16 protein-coding genes are annotated in these 22,954 nt (G+C 49.7%); all 16 read right to left on the bottom strand.

The window, feature by feature from the left end:
• Positions 1–124: 124 nt before the first annotated feature.
• Positions 125–583, bottom strand: a complete 459-nt coding sequence (locus tag AB1552_08865) for a hypothetical protein (protein MEW6053881.1) — start codon at positions 581–583, stop codon at positions 125–127.
• 334 nt (positions 584–917) lie between these two features.
• Positions 918–2,225 (bottom strand): hypothetical protein, encoded by a 1,308-nt coding sequence (locus AB1552_08860; protein MEW6053880.1) that lies wholly within the window; start codon positions 2,223–2,225, stop codon positions 918–920.
• A 683-nt stretch (positions 2,226–2,908) separates the two neighbouring features.
• Complete coding sequence (locus AB1552_08855) at positions 2,909–3,793, bottom strand: PIG-L deacetylase family protein (protein ID MEW6053879.1); 885 nt, start codon at positions 3,791–3,793, stop codon at positions 2,909–2,911.
• 60 nt (positions 3,794–3,853) lie between these two features.
• The gene (gene gspD / locus AB1552_08850) at positions 3,854–5,983 is read right to left on the bottom strand and encodes a type II secretion system secretin GspD (protein MEW6053878.1); all 2,130 of its coding nucleotides are present in this window, start codon (positions 5,981–5,983) and stop codon (positions 3,854–3,856) included.
• A gap of 120 nt (positions 5,984–6,103) precedes the next feature.
• Entirely contained in the window at positions 6,104–7,195 is a 1,092-nt protein-coding gene (locus AB1552_08845; protein ID MEW6053877.1) for a class I SAM-dependent methyltransferase, read from the bottom strand.
• Positions 7,196–7,218: 23 nt separating this feature from the next.
• On the bottom strand, positions 7,219–8,070 hold the full coding sequence (locus AB1552_08840; protein MEW6053876.1) for a class I SAM-dependent methyltransferase: 852 nt from the start codon (positions 8,068–8,070) through the stop codon (positions 7,219–7,221).
• A 21-nt stretch (positions 8,071–8,091) separates the two neighbouring features.
• Complete coding sequence (locus tag AB1552_08835; GenBank protein ID MEW6053875.1) at positions 8,092–9,312, bottom strand: glycosyltransferase; 1,221 nt, start codon at positions 9,310–9,312, stop codon at positions 8,092–8,094.
• Positions 9,278–11,422, bottom strand: coding sequence for a glycosyltransferase (locus tag AB1552_08830; protein MEW6053874.1), 2,145 nt, complete (start codon positions 11,420–11,422; stop codon positions 9,278–9,280). The genes AB1552_08835 and AB1552_08830 overlap by 35 nt, the downstream gene beginning before the upstream one ends.
• 231 nt (positions 11,423–11,653) lie before the next feature.
• Entirely contained in the window at positions 11,654–12,418 is a 765-nt protein-coding gene (locus AB1552_08825) for a class I SAM-dependent methyltransferase (GenBank protein MEW6053873.1), read from the bottom strand.
• 41 nt (positions 12,419–12,459) lie between these two features.
• Entirely contained in the window at positions 12,460–13,884 is a 1,425-nt protein-coding gene (locus AB1552_08820; GenBank protein ID MEW6053872.1) for a glycosyltransferase, read from the bottom strand.
• A complete protein-coding gene (locus tag AB1552_08815; protein ID MEW6053871.1) occupies positions 13,877–14,743 on the bottom strand; it encodes a glycosyltransferase in 867 nt (288 codons plus the stop codon). Before AB1552_08815 ends, AB1552_08820 begins: the two co-directional genes overlap by 8 nt.
• On the bottom strand, positions 14,740–15,984 hold the full coding sequence (locus tag AB1552_08810; protein MEW6053870.1) for a glycosyltransferase family 4 protein: 1,245 nt from the start codon (positions 15,982–15,984) through the stop codon (positions 14,740–14,742). Before AB1552_08810 ends, AB1552_08815 begins: the two co-directional genes overlap by 4 nt.
• Entirely contained in the window at positions 15,985–18,291 is a 2,307-nt protein-coding gene (locus AB1552_08805; protein ID MEW6053869.1) for a glycosyltransferase family 2 protein, read from the bottom strand.
• Positions 18,292–18,322: 31 nt separating this feature from the next.
• Entirely contained in the window at positions 18,323–19,177 is an 855-nt protein-coding gene (locus AB1552_08800) for a glycosyltransferase (protein MEW6053868.1), read from the bottom strand.
• A gap of 16 nt (positions 19,178–19,193) precedes the next feature.
• A complete protein-coding gene (locus AB1552_08795; GenBank protein ID MEW6053867.1) occupies positions 19,194–20,432 on the bottom strand; it encodes a glycosyltransferase in 1,239 nt (412 codons plus the stop codon).
• Positions 20,433–20,434: 2 nt separating this feature from the next.
• Positions 20,435–22,882 carry a glycosyltransferase gene (locus AB1552_08790; GenBank protein MEW6053866.1) on the bottom strand — a complete coding sequence of 816 codons (2,448 nt, stop codon included), beginning with the start codon at positions 22,880–22,882 and terminating at the stop codon, positions 20,435–20,437.
• Positions 22,883–22,954 lie beyond the last annotated feature (72 nt).

Genomic DNA, 22,954 nt, shown 5'->3' with positions numbered 1-22,954 from the left:
TTTTGCTGTCAATGCGGGGTGATACCCGAAACAGTCTTGTCGTGTTCCACGTTCAGGCGCATGGAATATTCCGCCCGCGCACGCAGCATGCAATCTCACGTATCAATACAATACATGATGGCATTTACCACTCTTTCGCCACACCTTTTATCACGTGGTACCAGTTTCCCTCTTTAAATACCCACTTCTCCTCTATCGTGCGGTCCTGTATCTGGTTGAACTTCTCGAAGCCCTGCATCGGCATAAGCCTGAATTTTATTCTCATCTTCACCATTGCCTCGTCTTGGCTCTCCTTCAGATCGATCGAGAGTATCTCTGCCTCGAGGTATTCCATGGGAGATCTTGCAGCATTGGCGATATAGTTTTTTTCCGGGAAGTTCGTGATATGCATATGCTCGTACCTGAATGCTTCCCTGAAATCACCTGCCACCCTTGCCTTGTAGAATGCCTCAACCCTTTCCCTGAGGTTCGAGATACCCTGCGGATTTTTTGCTGTCGTTGCACATGAAAAAAGGAATACAACCGACACCACCATCAATAGTATTTTCCTCAAGTCTTTTTCCTCCTCTTTTGCGTGATTCATATTGCTTGACGATACTCCGCATCGTTTCAGTATAAGTATTCCGGCAATGCGACAGAAAAATTTTTCAGTATCGGCCTCATCGTCAGGCCGGGGCATACACAATATTCACAGGTACGGATCCTGCTGTAATTATTATATCAGGAACGCAGTGCGCGTTTTCAAGGAGATACCGAGTCTGCATCCGTGTCTGTGGTGAAACAACCGGTACCCCGAAAATGGCTGAAAGAAGAAGTTTGCCCCGGTGACGAAAATTTCTTTTTTTCTTTCAGCACGGTTCAGGCCATAAAAAAAGCCCCCGTTGCCGGGGGCTTTTTATTCAGTATGAGATTACGGTTTAGTAGGTTTCCTGTACGCCGATCTCGATAACCTCTGTGGTCGTTGGATCAAGTGCATGACCGGTCACGAGGAAGAAGCTGTCTGCTGCGTTGATCAGCTGATCCACTTTGTAGAGAGGATACAGGTCAGCATAGTTTCCAGCCTCTGTGTAGGTGAAACCGAGAAGCGGAGCGTCTACGAGGAGTCTGCACTCACCCGATGTCCCGGGGACGATGATCGCGTTGACTGCCGGGCCGAATGCGATTCTTCCCACCTCAGGCGGTGTTACTGCGTCTGAAAGCGGAAGCTCGTTGTCATCATAGCAGAATGAGGTAATGGTCCTTGAGCTGAATCCGCATGCCGGGCTGAACGCAACCGGTAATCCGCCGCTGTTGGCAGGGAATACGGTGATGAGCACGGTTGTGGAAGTGCCCGGGGTTTCATTGTACCTTCCGACATACCAGGTCGGGGAACCGACTGCCTGATAGAGTGTGTCACCGACGCCACCTGCGTTGGTGTCATCAGCGATAAGTGACCATGTTGCCCAGTTGGTGAGCATGATTTCCCATGAATCGATGTTGACACCGATCAGCGGATCGTCATGAGACGGGAATGTGTCTGCAATGTCTGCATCGCAGTTCCAGAAGAACGGAACGCCGACATCAGCGATTGAATCCCAGCCGCCTGCGACACCCGCGGCTGCTTCAACAAGACCCGGAGCGTTGAAGATGTTCACATAGCCCTGAAGCATTGTTGAATTCATGGCGATTGCGCTGCCCGCGGTCGGGTTGAGAAGTGCAACCCTGCCTGCGATTACATCATATAATCTTGTTGCGGCAAACGGGAGAATAAGCTCATCCCTCGGATCTCCGTTCAGGTTACCACCATAAAATGCTGAGTCACCAGCGGAAACCACGAAGCTCATGTAACCGGCCTGAAGTCCGTCAGCGCCTGCCGGTAATGCAACGGTAACCGGCGGGAAGCAGCCGTTGTTTGCGCCTACATAATAGCACGGTGTCTGCGGGGTGATGGTGATGTTGGTGCCGTCACCGGTGATTGAGCAGCCCCAGTTGTCCCAGTTTGAAAGCGGGATGCTGAAGTCGATGATTTTGTTGCTGTTTGTGTCATACAGGGTGAGGTGTACGCGAATTGCAGTGGTGTCAACGTTCTGAAGGTTGAACAGTGTTGTGTCACCTGCTGCTGATGCATGGAAGTAGTTGAATCCGCCGCCCCCGGGAACATTGTCAATGGATGACGTTGCAGCCATTGCTGAACCGAACCCTAAGAGCAGAACACTGAGCATTAATGCTAAAATCAGTTTTCTCACTTTTAAACCTCCTTTTTATAACCGCGATTAATTTTTTTTAGCCAAGGGCTAAGACCAGCAAAACGAAAAACATACAATCTTTTGCTATGTTGCCGTTACCTATCACCTCCTTCACTTTCGTAGTATCTCGACAATTTTAAGTGCTATCAATGATAGCTAATAACTATGAATTAACTCCCTGTGCTCAAAGAACTTTTTTCTTTTGCGTAAATTGTAAATAAAGGAGTTGCCTTTGTCAAGCATTTTTTTATTAACTTTTCCTTACTCATACTGTAGTTATGAAGTATAAACTCATCATTTGAGAACTGTCAAGTTTTTTCGAAAAAACAAATGTATTAAAGATGATAAGCAAAAAATGCGCCAGACAGAGATCGCTTGATTTCCGTGAACTTACCGCGTGCATGGCGTCTGTGTTGTAGTTTTTGCGGCTCATGTTGTGGATTTTTTGCTACATTTCTTCACGCTCATCCTGAAGCGGTGAAGATGCGCACATCTCACAGATCCAGCTATAAGTAACTCAAACGGTTGATAACAAAGTCATTGCGAGCACCTGAAAGGTGCGTGGCAATCTCAGATGATAAGACGAGATTGCGCGAAGCTTGTTCCGAACAAAGTGAGGAATCTGGCTCCGTGTTTGCTTCGGCTATGTCCCGCTGCGTGGAGCATGAAATGCCCGTGTCCCGTCAGGGAGCACGGTATTCTGTCTTCTTCTGATACGTAAGCCAGCCGGCGATTGCTTCACCGGTCAGCGGCAGGTCCGAGACCCAGAACGCCTCAGCATACCGCACTCCCTGAACGGTAAGGGTCCTGAACATGTTCAGTGCGGTGATGTAATCGAGATAATTCATGAGTTTCATTTGCGATGCATATTTCCTGATCGCTTTTTTCTTCGCACGGTATGCGGATGAAATGTCAACCAGCAGGTTCGGCCTGAGCGGAGATGTCACCTCATAGAACAGAAGTCTCACCGGGAGGGAATGCGCGGGCACTTTTTCCGATGCCATCCTGCCGTGCATTGCAATCGCAAGCGAGGCGGTTGTCCGGTGGTCGGGGTTCAGCTCGATCACGGAGGGACTGTACACAGCATCCGGCCTGTATTCCGCAGAAATCCGGGACAGCCTGTCTTCTGCATCATGATAATGCCGGTGAAGTTCGCGGTCGGGGAATCGCAGGAATTCATAATCAGACACGCCGAGGACGTGCAGCGCCTTTTCTGCTTCCTGTTCTCTCAGCAGGGCATACCCGGTCAGATGCGATATCGGCGCAGACCCTTCCGTCCCTTCTCCGTGAAAGGGCGACCGCGGGAGGTGATCACTTTCCGTCAGCCCTCCGGTGTTCCTTGCACCTGGCATCCCGTGGTGGACAATGCGTGACAGCTTGTGTGACGGGTCTGCCTTGTCTCCGCTCGTAAGGAACACTACTTTGACGGATTTTTTCGCATTCACGAGAAGCCTGATAGTGCCCCCGCAGCCGATAGATTCATCGTCAGGATGCGGCGCGAGGACAATCGACCGCTGTCCGGGTGGTGCAGCTACATCATAAGGAATAAGGTCTTGCTCAAGCAGCATGTTCAGGACAGGATAATCATCCGATACGAAGAGACAACGCTGAAAGGATACCTGCGCGTGTTAATTGGCGCCCTGTTCTTTCTTTCCTCTTTCGAGGAGCAATCCGTCTCTGGTAAGCTGCTCCTTAATCAGGTCCTCTTTCTGAATTTCCCCGGAAGCCCCCTTGAGCCGCTTGACATACCCCTTGGTGATTTCATGCGCCTCTTTCTGATTCCTGATGACATGCGGGGTAAGAAGGATGACGAGTTCTCTCCGGGTATATTTGTCCGTGGTATTCCCGAAAAGATAGCCGAGAATCGGGATCTTGCTCAAGAAAGGAATGCCTTCTTTTGATTTTGAGCTGTCTTCCTGTATCAGCCCACCGATCACGATCGTCTGGCCGTCCTGGGCAATAAGGTTTGTGTCAGCTTCACGTTTGCTGATCACGACCTGATCGGATCCCAGAATAGTCTGCAGGGAAAAGTTCGACACCTCCTGGGATATGTCGAGCGTTACCAGGCCACCCTCATTGATTTGCGGTTTCACCCTGAGAATCACGCCGGTGTCCTTGTACTGGATCGTCCTCTGAAAAGTGTCAGAGCCTGAAACCTGATACTCCGACGTTGCGATCGGGACCTGGTCGCCTATCTGAATACGTGCTTCGCGGTTGTCAAGCACAAGGATATGCGGTGACGCCAGCACCTTTGCCTTCGAGTCATTTGCAAGGGCTTCGAGGCGCGCACGTACAATGCCTGACGGATCGGTTGCAAGGAATGTAAAGCCTGAGCCGGACAGGGTTGCAGCGCCGTCACCGGACAGTACAGACGGCCTCTGCCCCATTTGCCCGCTAAGGTTGATATCTTTATTAAAAGGCTTCAGATCGCTGATGTTGACATCGGTCTTCAGCGACCATGCAAGCCCGAAACTCATGTCATCGGTAAGTTTGATCTCTGCCACAAGCGCCTCGATCATGACCTGCCTCGGCAGGATATCCAGTTTCCTGACTGTCTCCTCTATGAACGAATAATCAGCCGGTGTTGCAAGGATGATAAGCGAATTCGTAATTTCATCGGCGAAAACCCGTGTCTCTGCTCCGACAAATGCCCCCCCTCCCGTCACAGTGGCTGCAGCGCCGGTTCTGGGTGCTGCAGGCGCCGGGGCAGGTGCTGCCGGCTGGCCAGGCGATTTTGGCTGTTCTGTCTTTGCTGATGATGTCGTTGAGGTCTGCGCAGGCGCGCTGCCGGTAAAAATAGATTGCAGGAGCGAGGCGATATGCGTTGCCTTGCTGTTCTGGAGGGGGTACACGAATATCTTGGGCCTTGCCACCGCAAACATGCTGTCGAATACCTCGACCCACTTCCGTATGTATTCAAGATGCTCCTTGGCTGATGCAACGACAATTAGGGAATTCAGCCGGTAAATAGGGACGATCCTGACAGTTCCGCCTTTGAGGTGCAACCCCAGTGCGTTCTCGATATCAGGCATGGATTCCTTGAGGTCGAGGTTCTTGAAGGTGAACATCTCGATCGCGACTTTTTCAGGAACTTTGCCTATCTGGGAATAGATCAGCTCCCTCGATACCTCGGTCAACGGAATTATCCGGTAGAGCCCGCCTTCTTCCACAAACCCGATCCCGTTGAGCCTGAAGATTATTTCCATGACAGGGAGGACCTCCTCTTTCGGTATCGGGGTAACAGTACGGAAATTCACCCTGCCCTTGACCTGGGGATCGATAAGGTAATTCACCCTGAGCACGTCGGCAAAAATGGTCTGTGCGACCTCAAATACATCCGCATCGTCGAAGAAAAAACTGACGGTCGGCCTCCCTGGCTGCTTCTGTTCCTTTACCGGTGGAGCAGGTTCCTCGTTGGTCTCAACCCGGACTGAAGGCGAAGGCTGTTCTTCCTGCTGCTCAAGTTCTTGCGGTTCTGCAACAGGAACTTCCTGCATTTCCGTTTCTGTAGGAATGCTGGTAACCGGTTTTGAACCCGGTGCCCCCTGCCGGGTTTCCTTGCCAAGCGGCCGTTTCTTCAGTTTTTCCTGGATTGTAGACTCTATCTGTCTTTGTTTGTCCTGGATTATTCTTCGCTGTTCATCGCTGATGGCTTCTCCTGCTCCCTGCCCCACATCCTGTGCGAAAGCAGGAATCACCATACCCATTGCGAACACCATGCAAATACACAGGAACACCATGTATGCCCTGAGTCTCAAACACGCCTCCTTCCGGACCTGCAGTAATCTAAGTAACATTAAAGCATTTATGAGGTATTGTCAACGTCATAGCTTAACACATTTTCTCCTGCAATAACATCCTCCTGCAGGCTTTCGTGCTCAACCGGAAACCTTCCTGAAAACCACATAATGTCCGTAATGATGATATCCGAGAAGCAGCTTCGCATCAATACCCACGCACAGGTCATAGAAACAGTCGGCGATCTGCTTGTCCACCAGTTCCGGATAGAAGCTGCAGATCCAGTCGAACTTGCCGTTGGGGTCCACATAGACATCGGAAAGGCAGGGTTCGAGTCCGGCGCGTCCGGCAACAGCTTCCAATGCGTGCAGATCGAAATCGGCGCAGTGGTCAAGTGGCGACATCAGCCGGTAGACGGTATCATAGAACCCGCCGAAACGCGGGAATGAAAGGTACAGATATCCGTCTTTCTTCAGAAGTCCTGCCACATGCCCGACAACGGCACTCCAGTCATGACAGTGCTCGAGGACGTGATGTCCTGTGATAAGATCAAATTTTTCCCTCGGATCGAACGAGAGGATGTTGCACTGCCTGTACCGTGATTTCCTGAAGACAGACCCCTTTGGCTCATGAAGGTCGTCGATAGCCCAGAAAGAGACGGCATCGGTATTTACCTTCCCCTCCGTAAACAGAAATCTCCCGCTCTCGCCGTACATGCCGCAGGTCTGGCCCGCACCGAAGTCGAGGAGGTCGATTCGTCCCCTGCTGCGAACCAGGAAGGCAATAAGCCCTATGAAAACCGACTGCACCATTCTGGAAAGATATGCGTGATCGAATCTGCTGATGAACTGCATGATGTCTCCGGTTTGTTCGACCGGGCCAAAGGGAATCTCGAAAGGGAACTCCCTGACTGTGCACCGTTTTTTGAAATAGTTTTCATACTCGTCACATGAGACAGGGGCAATATCCCGCAAGCGTTCTTCCATTGAGACAAGGTAGCTGAGGAGGATAAAAAACGGATTGCTGAAATTTCCGCGCCTGCCGGTCAGCCACCTTTTTGCCGCGTCATGAAATGCGCATCCTGTCTTCTGCGGCTCACGGGATGCATTTCCCTCCAGGGAAGAATGCGGACGCGGAGCATTATCCTTTTCATGGCTGTTTTTCTTCTGATCCTGACGGCCTGCGAACCTGCGCAGCGCATGGTAAAGCGCGGACCCTGCCTTACCCATCATACCCGGGCATCCAATTTTTCATTTCATCTCACCTTCTCAAGCCAGATACTCCCTCCGATATGATTCAGCGGAATCGGCATGGCATCAACAAATTCCTTATTATAAAAAATCGCCATATATGTGTTGAAAAACTTTATCCTGAAAATCTGATTGTACTGGAGGAATGACCGCAATACATAGGCCTCGTTCCATGCCAGCCCCTGATAGACCCAGTCTTTGGGATATTCAAAAGGGTAAAAGATGTCATGGAAATGAACGTATACCCCGGATTTGAGATGCGGCAAAACCCTGAAAAAGATATGGTTGACATCGCTGTCTATTTTGCAGACATGCGTGGAGTCTATGAAAAGGATATCTGAAGCGGACAACTCCGCAAATATCTCTGTATCGATCTCCTGGAGTCTTCTTGGAATTACCTGAAACCTCATCCTGTCCCTTTCCCTCACGAGCGACATCAGCAACTGGGGATATGGCTCAATGAAGGTAAAGGAGACCTCATTCCCCATGAAGATCTCATTGGTATCCAGCATGATGCATGACGAAAAACCTGAGCCGATTTCGATTATCCTCTTTGGCTTCAAGTGACGGATCATGCAATACAGGATTACCGCATCGGAATAGCCATAGCTCGGATTTTCGAGATAAAACCGCAGGTCTTCCTTCTTCTGAAACCCGAACGGGAACTCCCTGCAATAGGTCCTGAACCCGGCAAGCAGCCGGAGCTGATCTTCGACATTCAGGTCAATGCCGGGAATCTCGGCCGGCAGCGGGGAAAATATCTCTTTTTCCCGCATCCGTATTTCTTCCAGCGAGGGGACAGGCGAATAGTAATGCCCCGGCGGAAAAGAAAACTCACCTTTCGGATCGTGGTCCATACAGAATCTCCGTCAGATTTTTTACAGTGTCCGCTGAAGCAGTGACTGGTATATCCTGAACATCTCTTCAGCCATGTCCTCCACTGTCTTCAGTCTCGTCCTTGCGGTGTTCACCTTTTCTTTAAAAAAGTCGATCACACCGGGATTCAGCCTCAGATCCTCGATGATTTCGACAGTCCTCGGGACAGGATTTTCGACCGGCACAAGAAAACCGACTGATTCCCGTGATACCCTTTCCCTGAGCGCTCCACCGTCCGTGGCAATCACAGGGACTCCCGCCGCTATCGCTTCCGAGAGAGTATATGAGAACGTCTCCGGCCAGTTCGAAAAAAGAAGGATCACGTCCGGATCGACCTTCTGTATTTTCCTGACCACATTGTTTCTGGTATACCCCCCGGCAACCGAAAGGTTGGCATGGGAAGGGATCAAACCGAAATCAAAAATATTGCCGATGATGCTGAACCGCAGCGAATCAGAATGTTGGTAATGATTTGCGAGTGCGAGAAAAGCCTTATTTCCCTTGTAGTGCAGAAAATTCCCCAGAAAAGCGAGATTCAGGATGCCGTTTGCCGGCCTTGCCGGTTTTTCTCTGCCGTCCTGCAGGATTCCCCTGTCAACGCCGAACTGTATGACCGAACATTTGTCTTCCGTCAGCCCCCCGTACAGCCAGAGAAAGACATCCCGGACATAAAAAGACGGAGTGATAACCCTGTCGATCATCCCGAAAAGGGCGTTAATATACTGTCGTCTTTCCTCAATATAGCCTTCCGTAACCGTGGGACCTTCTCTCGCAAGGCATTCGGCACATTTTTTCGTGTCCTTTTCAAACCAGCAGAAATCGGGTGCAAGCATGATGCAGTTGATACACCAGAAATAATATTCGTGGATGCTGACAAGGACTTTTTTCCCGGCGTGTTTTGCGGCCTCGATAAGAGACAGCGGCAGTGTCCGGATGCTCTGGAAGTGGACGATATCCGTATCTGTCTCATGTAATATTTTTCTGAATATTTCTTCTGTTTCCCGGTCCCTGAGCCTGTGATCATCGCGCTTTCCGCCCTTATACCGTGTTTCCTCAACCCCGCCATCCCTGTAACTCCTGAGGCATAAGGATTTCTGCTCAGGGAACAGCAGAGAGACCGGGATACCCCTGCCGGCGCAATATCCGATCAGATCGAGCTGGTGATATTCAATCCCTCCCGGATATCCGTCAGGCTTCTGATCTATCACGTAGAGCAGCTTCACTCATCTCCTCCGTTAATTTCATTCTTAATCTGATATATGCATGCATCGGCAGAAGACTTTCATTCAGCGCGCGTGCAACAAGGCCTGAATATTCCGGATGGAGTTCTCTGAGGGTTTCCAGGTTCTTTTCTATCATCATGTTCTTCTGTCTGAGAATCTCCGGGTCTTTCACTGATTCGAAGGACACGCCGCCGATGTGATAAATATACGTGGCATCGTCAATAACATGGGCATAGCCTTTTTTCATCGCCCTCATGCAGAAATCCGTTTCCTCTGCATAGCCTCTTCCGAACTTCTTCTCATCGAAATATCCCATCACATCGAGCACCGAGCGCTTGATGTACATGCAGAAACCCACCCCGGCAGGGATTTCAGGATAATAGCGGAGAGAAACCGATTCCAGAAAGGCGGCAAAGTCATCAATATTCATTCCCTGTGGGATTACATTGTATCTGAAAGGCTCAGGGATGCCGTTGATCGTCACATAGTTCGAAAGAGGCGTTGCGGTAGCGATGCGAGGCGTTGAATACGCAGCCCGCTGCAGCTTCTCAACCCAGTTTTTTGTCACAATCGTATCGGAATTCAGGAGAATCACGTCTTCATACGTCAGTTCCATCCCCCTGTTCACAGTTCTCGTAAACCCCAGATTTTTCCGGTTATGCATGACATGGATATTTCTGCCGTTCCTTTCGCGGCGAATCTGCCGGAGATACTCCCGCACCCGTTCATCAGGGCTCCTGTCATCAATAAGCACCAGACTGTGCAGGTTAAGATCCGTATTTCTTACCACACTGTCGATGCAGTCCACAAGGCAGTCATAGCCGTTATACACCGGCATGATTATCTGCACAGGCTTCTGCCCGAAATCACACATCTCATATGCACCCGGGTCTGCTGAAGCATGAAGCGGTCGTCTTCTCTTGATTCCGAGGCGGAATCTGGCCTTGTTCAGCATTTTGCGGTTTTTTCTTCCCGCGCGCATCAAAAAGCCGGGGATGCCTTCAGTCCTGAGCACCTTCACGCTCTTGAGCAGCAGGTCGTAGGCTCCTCTTCTCATGGTGCCGAAGGGAGCAATCCTTTCCTTGAGGCGTCTATAACGCTCGATCATCTTCCAGCTAAGGCTCCCGGATATTTCCCCGAGACGGTCCCTGGCCCCGGCCAGTTCCTTCAGGGCATGTGTTTTCTCTGCCTCTGCCTGCTTTATATCACGCACAAGATTCTGTATCCGGAGTTCAAGCTTTATTTTTTCGGACTTCAGCTTCATGAGTTCATCGGTAAGTTCCATCTTTGCCCTGAAATAGTCTGCTTCCTTCCGGATAAGCGCATCAAGGCATTTCTGTCGCTCTGTTGCATTATGCACGCAGTAGGTATAGATTGCTTCAGAGGAAATCTGCTGAAAGTTCCGGTCAAGAACCCTGATATACGCATCCCGGCTGAAATCCTCCGACAGTGCCCTTCTGTTGATCTGTGAATCGTCGCTCCACTGGATATATTTTGCAGTCGCCTTTGGGATATGCCTGAACCAGTATTTTCGCGAAAGATCTGCCAGGAAGACCCAGTCTTCAAAGATGTCAAACGTCTCATCAAACCTTATCTCACTAAACACTTCCCTCGGGAAGAGAAGGCACATTAATGGGATATAATTTTGCAGGAGCAGCGCAGAGGGCGAGAAGTCGTGCGAATAGTAGACATACTTGAATACTTCGACTATCCTGTCGTCTTCAAGCGAGGTGAAGACCATCTCGGCGTCGGTATAGGCGATCTTCAGTTCGTCATCTGCAAGCGTGTCGATCAGCACCCTGATATGCTCCGGATAAAGCTCGTCGTCATCATCGAGGAATCCGATATGTGCACCATGTGCGTTCTCTATGCCCACATTGGCAGCATGAGACCTGCCGGTATTTTCTTCCAGCCTCACATAGTTCAGTGCGATATCGCCAAGGAGGTACTTCAGCTCAGTTATATCGAGATCGCATCCGCCGTCGTTGACCAGCACTACCTCAACCGGCCTGTATGTCTGATGCGCGATGCTTGATATCGCGCGTTTCAGAAGCACCGGCCTGTCTTTGGTTCTGACTATGATGGAAACAAGGGGATTGTCTTTTTGCATAATTTCTTTATCTTAATTCTTTAGTACTTCCACCGTCTATTCATTAAATGCCTGAATTAATCGCTTTCTTAAGTAATGCCTTGTGAGGAGAGAAGCGATATGCAATCGTTACTTTACAAGACAAGAATTGTCTATTTCATGCGTCATAAGGATTCTTAAGATTTTGTCAGGAAACAATGTATAAAGAACTTTCCTTAACATAATATATTTTTTTATGTCAAAAGTTCCCGATTAATTTCTTTGTCTAATTTTTGCAAACAGACTAACAGCATCTTCCCCGGCATGCAATGGATAAACAATTTTGCAGAATTCAACAAAAAATCCATGCCTTACTACATAATCAAGTATCTGGCCAGCACTAAAAGCTTGTGCATGACCAAGCTCACCTTTGTTTCGGCAATCCGTTACAAGAAGAATCACTCCTCTCTTATCTGCGACTCTTATCATCTCTCGTAACATAAACTTATAGTTCTCGGTATGATCTAGCACATTTGAACATACAATCCAATCAAATTCATTATCTCTCAGCTCCTTTATATGAGTTTCATCATACAGATAGTTATTCCGGGCTCCGAGTACAGAATAGTAAAGGTGCGCAGCGAACTGTCCCATTAAAGGATCTATTCCAAGCACCTTGACCGCGGGGAACTGTTCAAAGAATCCGATCGGTCCACAACCAACTTCAAGGACAGTCCCGGCGAATATCTCGCTGGTCAAGTCATCTGAAATTGGGATATGAAAGTTCTGCAGCAACCAAATTCCCGCTTTCTGCCGTGCGGATATAATTTCTTCAATACTTAACTGTTGTCCGTCTCGCTGAGCATGTGTGGTTGTCCACTGGTTTACCCAAAAGTTGAATTCGAATTCCTGGCTTCTTTCCCATATGGCCCTTTGCTCGTCTGTTATTTCTTCGCCAATATCTTCTAAAGTAGACCCGGGCACAGTCTTCCTGAAATACTTCATTACTCTCTTCACGACTGATTCCTCATTCGCCATCAAGAAACTCCCCTACGCAATAAAAGAGAAAGACTCCCTATTTACGATGATATAAGCTTTACATAAATCCCGAGCATCTTCTCCACATGATCTTCCATGCTCTCGATCCTTGTATCTCTCGCCCCTCTGGTGAGTGTTTCAATCATGCCGGGATTTCCGAGGATAACGGAGATTTTTTCTCGGAGATCTCCTTCCTTATAGGGATCAAAGACAAACCCGTTGATGCCCTCTTCGATCGCCTCGGGCACCCCTCCGAGCTTCGAACCAATGACAGGAACCCCGTGCAGCAACGCCTCTCTCACCACCAGCGGGTAGTTTTCCTCCCAGAGAGAGGGAAAAATGACAAGGTGATTGTGTGAAAAAATTCCATGCAGATCCGTATCACTTCTGTATCCCCCATGGAAGGTTACGACACCCTGCGGAAATCTGTCTGCCAGTTCCTCTATGCTTTTGAAATACTCCTTATCGTTCATTCTGCCGTGGAAATTGAGTTCGAGCATTTTCTGTTTTTCCCCTTCGAGTCCCGAAAGTTCCCGGAGTATCACGTCCGGCCCCTTGAACGGCATGAGATTCCCGAGATAGGCAATTCTGAGCTTTCCGGCGAAAGGGAGAATCTCCACCTTTTTCACGCGGTAGAACCCGAGTGGCAGATGCACAATCTCCCTGAACCCCTCGCTCTCATACCTTCTTTTCAGGTGGACAGAAGGGCTTAACACAAAATCCGGGAATACAAGCTGCCTCTTAAAGAAATCGAGGCGGTATTTGTTTTCAAGGATAGTCACAATGTAAGGATTCTGGATTGTTTCGTGCGTAACAGAAGGGGTCTGCCGCAGCAGGAGTTTTTTCAGTTTTGCCTTCATGTCAGGAGGGATTTTATCCTTCAGGTTCAGTTTCCTCACCATTGGCCATTCAAGGACCCTCTGCAGAAGCGGTAACCGGAAGTCCGGGGCGGCGCCGTTCGGCGCGGCATCGAGGCAAGAGGCGCAAAACAGTCCTCCCGACGGACCAGGACACGTACCGAGGCCCGGACGTATCAGCTGGCTTCTGTAACACATGTACCAGTAATCGTGCAGGGTAAACACGCCGGGGACACCCATCTGATGAGCTATTTCGGGCAGATTGCCGGAGAGATAGGGAATATGCTGGAAATGGATAATATCGGGCTTTTCCTCACTCAGTATCCTCCTGAAAATACTATCGATGTTAGGATCTATGAAATAATCGAGAAAAGTCTTTGCAAGGTAAGGGGAATTCATCACCCTAATGACCTTTAATTCCTCAAATTCTGTTTTTTGCAGCTCGTACCTCCCGGCTTTGCCGTCGTCAAACGCAGTAAGGATGCATACGTCAAATCCCCGCGCTTTCAGTTCCCTGGACAGATTATAGGTGTAAAACTCCGTACCTCCCACACATTCGGGAAGGAAACAATGAATGACCATCAGGATTTTCTTGCGCGTGCTATCCAACCGACCCCCTCCCCTGCTCTGCGCGTCTGCTTCCTATATAGAGCCCGATCTCCTGGGACAGCCTGTAGAGCGGTATGTGGAAATACCAGCGGAACCCATAAGATCTTTCCCTTACGAACCGGAAATCGCATTTGATATGCCAGAAGCTGTTCTTCAGAATGTCTTTGATCGCAAGGCCCGGAAGATCGAGTATCTTCCTGACCGAACTCCTTTCCCTGAGATATCGCCTGAAGATATAGTAAGGTGATGCAGTATGTGAATGATAGACACTTGCCCCGGGAACATATGTAATCCTGTACCCGAGACCCATCACTTTTTGTGCCCAGAGCAGATCTTCACACGCAGTCAGCTGTTCGTCGAAGGGTACCTGCTCCCATATTTTCCTTCTCACCGCTGCATTCGCATTCGAGAATTTGCTTCCCTCAAGGTCAGAGTCTGGAAAGTGGTTGAGAATGTCCCTCGCCTGCGAAGGACAGGCATCGGGCCAGGGGATATCCCTGCCGAATGTCGCTGCCATCTCAGGATCCGCAAAAGGTTTTACCATCTTACTGAAGTAGTCTTTTCCTGCAGGAACAGAATGGCCGCTGAGGAAGATAATAATTTCTCCCGCTGCCTGCATGATCCCCCTGTTCAATGCACGGCCGAAAGAAAACTCCCGGGGTTTCATATGTATGATTCGGCAGCCAAAACGGTCTGCAACAGTCACGGTTTCGTCAGAGGAACCAGAATCCACGAGTACTACTTCTGTACGGCCTTCATAGACCTGCTCGCCCAAACGTGCGAGAACTTCGCCGATATGTTTCTCTTCATTTTTTGTACGGATCACGACCGACAGTGAGGGATTACGGATATCTGTCACTGCAGCAGCCCCCTGAACACCATCTCAGCATTCAGCGCTTCTTCTTCAATCCGGATCGGGAAACCGGCGGTTTTTCGTATTGAGGAGAGGACCCCGGGCTCTTCCGCAATCAGCTTCATTTTTTCTGCGAGGCTGTCAGGGCTGCCAACCCTAAAGATAAATCCGTTCTTGCCATCCTCAACCATCTCGCGCATTCCCCCGATGTCAGAGGTGATTACCGGGATACCGAAGGCAAGCCCTGAGAGAATGGTAAGCGGCGCGTTCTCATACCATATGGAGGGAACAACAACAGCGTCGATTTCCCTGAGCGTTTCTCCGATCCGTTCATAGTCGTAAGGGCCCTTGATTTCGATGCGCGGGTCCTTTTTCGCCATTTTCGTGATTCGTTTCTGGTAGCCTTCATCTCCGTAACAACCGCCCCAGACCTGCAGCCTGATCTGTGGTGCACTGCACTTGCTGAAACCTTCAAGCATGATATGTACCCCTTTATGATACTGTATCGTACCGATGTAGCCGAAGGTAATCGTCTTTCCCGGTTCCTTTAACACCCAGTTTTGCTTCAGTGCATAGTCAAACCCGTGCCGCGACAGAGCAAAGTGGCTGGCAGGGATGACACCGGAATAGTCAAAAAGCCCGATGAGAAAACGGGAAGGCGAAAGCATGCAATCACAGAGACTTACCACATCACGGGCCTGGGCCATCCTTTTCTGCCAGGTGTGTGCAGTCACCCTGCTGAAACAGTATTTTCTGCAATTCCTTCCTTCTTCCGGACCGGTGCAGAGGGTGTTGTCGAGACGGAGCATGATTCCGTGCGGACACATCAGGAAATAATCCGTAATCATGGCAACAACCTTGCACCCTGTCTCCCTGGCAGCGGGGACAGAAGAAGCGATACGGAACGGATGGGCACAATGGAAGATATCATAGGGATCATCGCGTTCGAGCATCATCTTCACTTCCCTGTATATCTCGTCATCGAAAAAATTGAAAAGAAAACTGTGGTCATCCGGCTGATGCGCATGCTTTAACGCGACAACAGGTACTCCCTGGTATGAATATTCCTTCCTGTACATCTTCGGGGAATAGCCTTTCTGGAAGTGCCCGTCTTCGTTGAACGCATAAGTCAGAACCTTTACCTGGTGGCCAAACCTCTGGAACTGCCGTGCGAGATTCAGCACATATCGTTCCGTACCTGCGTAATATTTTGGGAAGAACTGGTGCACACCAAGAAGTATCCTCATTTAAATACCCCCGCAGAGGGATTTGCTCTGTATCTGAGAATGTCTGCCGAGAAAATTTCCGGCTGTAACACTGAATATCTTGTAAAGACAGGCAGTGAAGTCTTCCCCGAAAGGCTGAATGTCTGCATACGCCCTCATGAATTGAGAGAAGCGGTACAGCTTGCCCGCCATTTCTGAATACAGTTCAGACACGATCTCTTTCCTTGATCCAGGCCTGATATTTCTGAAATATTCATCAAGAAGCTGATCTCCACAGATGTTCTGCCATGAAGGATTGAACCAGGTCATCTTGTCATAGAGGAGATTCAGCAGGACATGAACCAGTTTCTCGGGATTGGTCGGAAGATTCCGGTCTCTGTGTAATTCGTCGATAGCCGCTTTCAGTATTGCATAGCAATAGCTGATCGCCCCCGTAACTGATTCTTCATCGATCTCCTCATGCTCTGTCTGCAGAATGTCCGCCATGATGAGCGTATCTGCACAGCTTCGCCTGAAATAATAGACAGGCGGCCTGCTGTGGGAATGGATGACCGCATTCGATGACTGAAACATGAGAGGGTGCCCTTCGCTGATCATCCGCATGCCGAGTTCAAAATCTTCCGCATACCCGGCACGGAACCGATATGTATCAAATGTTTTTTTCGCAATCCCCAAACATACATTATCCAGACAGGCGAGCGATCTTTTCTCCTGAAGAGAGAGTTTCAGGAATGCTTCAGGTGTAACCTGAGAGATTCTTTCACGGTCATTTCCAAGATACCGGAGGTCGTGGTCCCAGTATGACCAGCCTGCAAAGAGGTCCGCGTCCGAGCGTGGAATCTGCCGCGCAGAAACCGCAGATGCCTCTCCAGCGGACAAAGGAGAGACAAGTTTATACAGCCACTGTGCCCCTGCAGGAATGGCATCCTGCACGGTAAATACGAGGAATTCGCCTGTTGCCATCTCAGCGCCGAAATTGCGGGTCTTCGCATGGTGGAACTCATCAGGGCTGACCTGAAAGACGTGTTCAGTATATTTTTTCGCGATGTCTACAGTCCCGTCCCCGGAACCTGAGTCAATGATAAGAAGTTCTATCTCCCTGATTCCCTCCTGCCGGGATATTTTCTGGAGAATATATTCAAAGTCCCTGCCTGCATTTTTCGTAGGAATGATGACTGATATCCTTGACTCAAGCGGGTGTACGATATCGGACCCGGAAACACTGCGGACCGGCAGGGAAGAGAAATCGACCGGATTCGGCTGTTTTATCGACTGGGAGAAGAGCAGTTTCTTGTTCATCTTGAACACCAGTGCTTTCAGTCCCTGCGTTTTCAGGGTTTTCAGCCCTTTCAGCAGGAGATTTCCCTGCGTCTTCCCGGAATACAGGGCACGGAACCCATCCCTGATATGCCTGTAGTGCTGCAACAGCCTCCAGCCTCTGGTATTCATTATCTCGCTGACAAGCTGTTCCTTTGCCTGCAGCAACTCCTCAAGCCTTTGCCCCTCTTTTTCTGTTTCGCGTAACTGGTTGATCCTCTGCTCGAGCTTTTTCACGACGAGGCTCCTTGAGAGATGATCATGAATCCTCAATGCAGTGAATTTGTGAAGATGCTTGTTCAGGACCCTGAGACAGGCCTGTTTCAGGAGATCCGAATCCATGTTCCACTGTGATATCTGGGACGTCAGACTCCACTGGCTGTATTCTGCTGTTGTCTTCCTGATATGATGAAAGGGCTGAATCTCCCCCAACCGAATAAGCATGTCCCAATCCTCATAGAGATCGAACGATTCATCGAAACCAGACACGCTCAGGACAGTCTCACGCGCAAACAGCAGGCACAGCAGGGGGATATAATTTTCAAAGACAAGGAGGTCAAAATCAAAATCGTGAGAGAACATTACTTCCTTCCGCATCACCTCCATCTCACCGGTAGAGTCGTGATATCTTGCGTACACCATGAGTGAATCCGTATACGCAATACGATACTCGCTGTCTTTCAGAAAAGACATGAGTGTCGAAATATGTTCCGGGTAGAATTCGTCGTCGTCGTCCAGGAAGCCTATATAGTCTCCCCGGGCGTTTTCGATGCCCGTATTCCCTGCACGCGCCCTTCCCCTGTTCTCGCGGAGCCTGATATAGTTCAGCGAAGCATTGCCGAGGATTCGCCCCAGTTCTTCGACATCGAGATCGCATCCGCCGTCGTTCACAAGGACAACCTCTATCGGACGGTATGTCTGCGCAGCGATGCTCTTCAGTGCCCGCCTGAGCAGTGCCGGCCGGTCCTTTGTCCTTACTATGATGGAAACCAGAAGGTTTTCCTGCTGCATTATCTCTGCATCCTGAAGTTGTCCGGATTTTTCATCCTGCCGATCTGAAGCCCCTCCAATAAGTAAAATATGCGCATATCCTCACAACGGGTATCAATAGAATATATTTTTTGTACCCCTTCTTACTGAAAAAAACTGCATGACTTGCCATGTCTGAGAGAAACATCCTGAGTTTGGCGGTCATGCCCGGATACAGGTCTTCCACGACATCTATCCCGTAGGTATCCTTTATCATCCTGAATGCCATGCCGTCATTATACCTTCTTTGCACAATATCCCTGACAGAGAAAGGATGCGAATGGGAAACAGCCGCCCTCGGACAGTACCTGAACGTATAGGAATCTTTCAGGAGAATATACCAGAGGTAATCCTCCCAGCTCGTCAGTTTCTCATCGAACTGCACCTTCTCCCACATCTGCCGGAGAAAGGCACAGTTTGCATTCGAGAACGGCACCCTGCCCGCAGCACGTTCGGTCTCAGGGAAATGCCTGCTGAGGGATACTTCCTCAAAAGGATTTACCCCCTTCACAGGAATCTGCCTGCCATACGTGGCATGGGCAGTTCCACCTGTTATCGGCTTCACCAGTTCAGCAAGCCATTCTGTTCCCTCGGGAACGGAATGCGCGGAAAGAAGACAGGCAATCTTCCCTGAAGATTCCCTGATGCCCCGGTTGAGCGCATGCCCGTAAGTGAAATCTGAAGGTGGGATGGTGATGATCTTTACCGGATAGGTGCCCGCGATTTCAAGCGTCCTGTCCGTAGAACCCGAGTCTATGACGAGCACCTCGGGAGAAAGGTCTCCCTTTTGACGGAAAATGCCCTGCAGGGTCATCCCGACGGAATCCTCTTCATTCTTTGTCCTGATTATAATTGATATCTGTGGCATAATCCTGCGTAATGAATCAACGGACCAATTCCTTGTAAATACCTTCAAGCATGAAGGCCTCCTCTTCGATCCGGGGCGGAAGCACAATATTATCCCGCAATGAATCGATCAGCCGCGGATTATCTGCAATGCGCTGCATGATCTGCCCGAGCTGCCCGGGAGAATTCACAGGGAAAATGAATCCGTTCAGGCCGTCTGACACATATTCATATGCGCTTCCCACAATATCAGAGACGATTACCGGGACATTGTACGAGATGCTTTCGGTAACGACAAGCCCGTAGCTTTCGAGTGTGGTGGACGGGATTACGTTGATATCTATCGTACTGAATATTTCCGGCAGGTCGTTATGGGTATATCTCCCCATAAACCTTACCCGGCTGTCCCCCTGAGCGGATTGCACCAGATCCTCGTAAAAAGTCCGTTCCCACACCCATTCCTGATAAATATCCCCGTAGATATACAAAGAGATGTTCCTGTTCCTGATGTTCCGGAACGATTCGACCAGAAGGTCAAGCCCCTTGAATTTTGTGATCAGCCCTGTATACCCGAACACAACGGACCCGTTTTCACGCGTGCGTTTCTTTGCAGCTTCCCGAGCACAGCCATGCGCAAAACCATGCCTGACCAGGGCGATCTCCTTGTCCCAGCCGTTGTTTTCAAAAACCCTGATAATGAACCGTGAAGGGGCGATTATTTTTGCAGCCTTCCGGAATATCTCCCCGGCCTTTTTGTACCGCTCGGTGACCGAGGAGTCTATCCCGCATTCCCTGATGCATTTCACGCCGTTCATGGGGGAATTGCAGGCGGAATAGTCCGGCTTGAAAAACCTCCCCCTTGGGCAGAGGAGCCAGAAATCAGTCAGCGTCAGCACTGACGGGATATGCAGCTCTGAAGCGATATTGACCACCGGATTCAGTTTCATGGGATGGGCAACATGAATGACGTCCGCGTTTTCCTGCTGAATGATCCCGAAGAGGTCATGTTCAATCATGTCGTCACCGATTCTGAATCCGATATCAGGAGGGATATCCGGATGTCTGACTGATATCACCGGGATATTTTCATATGTATACTGTTTATGCAGTATCTTCCCTTTCGAGGCGTATCCCCGGGTTCTGTCATCCATCCCGTAGGTGAGGACTTTTACGGCATGTCCTGATTTCTGCATCTGTTTGCTGATATTCAGGACATATCTTTCAACGCCTCCGTAATACATCGGGAAGAAATCATTGACTACATAAAGTATGTTCATGCTCAGTTCCCCAGTATCGTTTCCACATAGGAGTTCCGGTAGGACTCCCCCCTGCTTTCCGAAAAGGCGATGAAATTCCCGATAGTTGCACCGGATGTCCAGGCAAAGAGTTTATACAATGTCTCGATCAGTTCCTTTTTCATGTTTCCCGGAACAACTCGCATATTGCTTCCGGTGAGATATTCAGAGAAACTGTCCAGAAACATGAAATACTGATGCATAAGGATATCATCCCCTGCCGGCATGCTTTTTCCGTTCTGATGGAAACTCCCCGAGAAGAATCTTGTGAAAAGCCTGTCGATCCCCGGTTCTCCGCGAAGAACGAGGGGATTCCGGGTATCCTGAATCTGGCTTTTGATTGCTGATATCAACTGGTCAAGCGGATATCCGTCCCCGGAGGAAAATGCAAATTCCTCCATCGAGTAGTTCACCCTCTTGTACAGTGAATAGAGATATGCCAGCATCTGCTCGACCGAGGTAATCCCGACATTTTCCCAATTGATCGGTTCATGGCGGAGAAGCTGAAGCAGTGTCCTTGTGTCAATATATCCTCTCCTGAAAAAATATTCAGCAGGCCTGTTGTGGGAATGGATCACGCCCGATGAAATCATGAACAGTATTTTATGCCCGCCTTCGATCAGTCTCCTGCCGAGGTCCAGATCCTCTGCATATGCAATCTCCCTGAATCTGAACCTGTTGAACACCTCTCTCCGGAAACAGGAAAAGACATTGTCTATCTGCATGAGTCTCCTTTTCTCTTCGGGGGAAACGCCTTCAGGATATGCGGTGTTCAGGGCCGCAACAAAGTCTTCCGAATATCTGAGCAGCCTGTCGTTATAAAACCAGAGCTGCCAGCATGAAAACAGATCTGCGTCGCTTCTCGGGACCTGTTTTAAGGTCGCGGCGGCGATCCCCATGTCCTGATGCATTTTGCTGATCAGATTGAAAAGGCAGAGGTCACCAATCGGTATCGCATCCTGCGACATGAATACCAGAAAATCCCCCGACGCTTTTTCAGCTCCGAAATTCCTGGTAGCCCCGTGATTGAAGTCAAACGGGTTCACCGAAAAGACACGTGCGCCATACCTCTCTGCCAGCGCAAGGGTGCCGTCCTCAGAGCCTGAGTCGACGATGATCAGTTCAATCTCCCTGATGCCTTTCTGCCCCGATATTTTTTCGAGGGTATAACGGAAGTCTCTGCCTGCATTTCTTGTCGGAATCACCACAGATACCCTGACATCTGCCGTGCCGGGTATTTCATCATGAATCGCGGGGATATGGTACTGTTCCTTTTCTATATTTTTTTCAGCCCTCAGCCGGCGCAGCACGTTCTTCGCTTTTCTGAAGACAAAGGGGGCCCCCTTTTCCCTGAGCAGGGGCATGCTGGCAAGCGCAAGACGGTAGAATTTCTGCCGCTTTGTCCCTTCAGGAGCCACAAAAGTCTTTATTTTCTGCCGGTAAAACATCAGCATCTTCCATCCGAGGCTCCGGTGGATCTCTTCAATATAGCTGTTTTTTTCATCCAGCTGCTTCCTGATATCGGTGAGGTGTCCGACAGCAGACATCTGATCACCGGGAGGTCCGGAATCCGCCGGTGCACTTCCTGCATGGCCGAGATATTTCTTCTGCCGTAACAGCTCGTCCTCAAGGCTTCTGATGAGCCTCTCCTGTTCACGCCTGAACTCTTCCTTGCACGTCAGATAAGAATATATTGTGTGCGGCGTGATCTTCTCTGTATGCTTCTCCAGCACCCTGATATACGCGGACCTGAGCTGGTCCGGATCTGTCGCGGGAAGCCCGCAATCCCTGATCTCCCGCGTATATCTGGAAGTGACTGCCGCTACATGATAGAAAGGCGTCAGGGAAAAAATGCGGATAATCAGGTCCCAGTCTTCGAACATTCCGAGCGTTGCATCGAACCCGCCGCTGCTCCTGAGAATATCATTGTCAAAGAGTATCGATGACAATGGAACCGCATCCTCAAACAGTCTCACATCGGATGAAGGCCCCCACATTCCCTGGCTCCCCTCGGATATCTCATCAAACGCATCTGTACCGGGAACGCACGAGAGAGATACCGCCTCGCAGTTTGCATAGACTACCTTGTAATCACTGCCGGCCAGAAGGTTTCTCAGCACTTCAACATGTTCAGGGTATAACGCGTCTTTATCATCAAGGAAACCGATGTATTTCCCTCTGGCACGCCGGATACCGGTATTCCCCGAATGAGTGTTCCCGGTGTCCTTTTCACATCTGACACGGCTGAGCGGAATATGCCCAAGGATCCCCTGCATCTCATCCTCAGCAAGCATAAAGGACCCGTCATCAACAAGCACGACCTCTATCTTCCTGAACGTCTGTGCCGCAATACTTTTTAAGGCCCTTTGAAGGAGTTTCGGACTGTGTTTTATCCTTACGATAATCGAGACTGAAGGCTGTTCAGTATGCATGGAATGACTTCTTCATAAGTTGCTGCAGACATTCTGCAGCAACGTAAATACACATTGGCATACCATATGCAC

This window comes from Nitrospirota bacterium (assembly GCA_040754395.1).
In the GTDB taxonomy this organism is placed as follows: domain Bacteria; phylum Nitrospirota; class Thermodesulfovibrionia; order Thermodesulfovibrionales; family SM23-35; genus JBFMCL01.
The sequence above is the reverse complement of the archived record's forward strand: the minus strand, read 5'-3'. Positions and strand labels throughout refer to the sequence as shown.

Bases quoted from the DNA above. Each gene is read 5' to 3' on its own strand.
- AB1552_08800 (MEW6053868.1), bottom strand. From the start codon at position 19,177: ATGCCACAGATATCAATTATAATCAGGACAAAGAATGAAGAGGATTCC.
- AB1552_08810 (MEW6053870.1), bottom strand. From the start codon at position 15,984: ATGAGGATACTTCTTGGTGTGCACCAGTTCTTCCCAAAATATTACGCA.
- AB1552_08805 (MEW6053869.1), bottom strand. From the start codon at position 18,291: ATGCAGCAGGAAAACCTTCTGGTTTCCATCATAGTAAGGACAAAGGAC.
- AB1552_08795 (MEW6053867.1), bottom strand. From the start codon at position 20,432: ATGAACATACTTTATGTAGTCAATGATTTCTTCCCGATGTATTACGGA.
- AB1552_08825 (MEW6053873.1), bottom strand. From the start codon at position 12,418: ATGGCGAATGAGGAATCAGTCGTGAAGAGAGTAATGAAGTATTTCAGG.
- AB1552_08840 (MEW6053876.1), bottom strand. From the start codon at position 8,070: ATGGACCACGATCCGAAAGGTGAGTTTTCTTTTCCGCCGGGGCATTAC.
- AB1552_08855 (MEW6053879.1), bottom strand. From the start codon at position 3,793: ATGCTGCTTGAGCAAGACCTTATTCCTTATGATGTAGCTGCACCACCC.
- AB1552_08865 (MEW6053881.1), bottom strand. From the start codon at position 583: ATGAATCACGCAAAAGAGGAGGAAAAAGACTTGAGGAAAATACTATTG.
- AB1552_08790 (MEW6053866.1), bottom strand. From the start codon at position 22,882: ATGCATACTGAACAGCCTTCAGTCTCGATTATCGTAAGGATAAAACAC.
- AB1552_08845 (MEW6053877.1), bottom strand. From the start codon at position 7,195: ATGATGGGTAAGGCAGGGTCCGCGCTTTACCATGCGCTGCGCAGGTTC.
- AB1552_08830 (MEW6053874.1), bottom strand. From the start codon at position 11,422: ATGCAAAAAGACAATCCCCTTGTTTCCATCATAGTCAGAACCAAAGAC.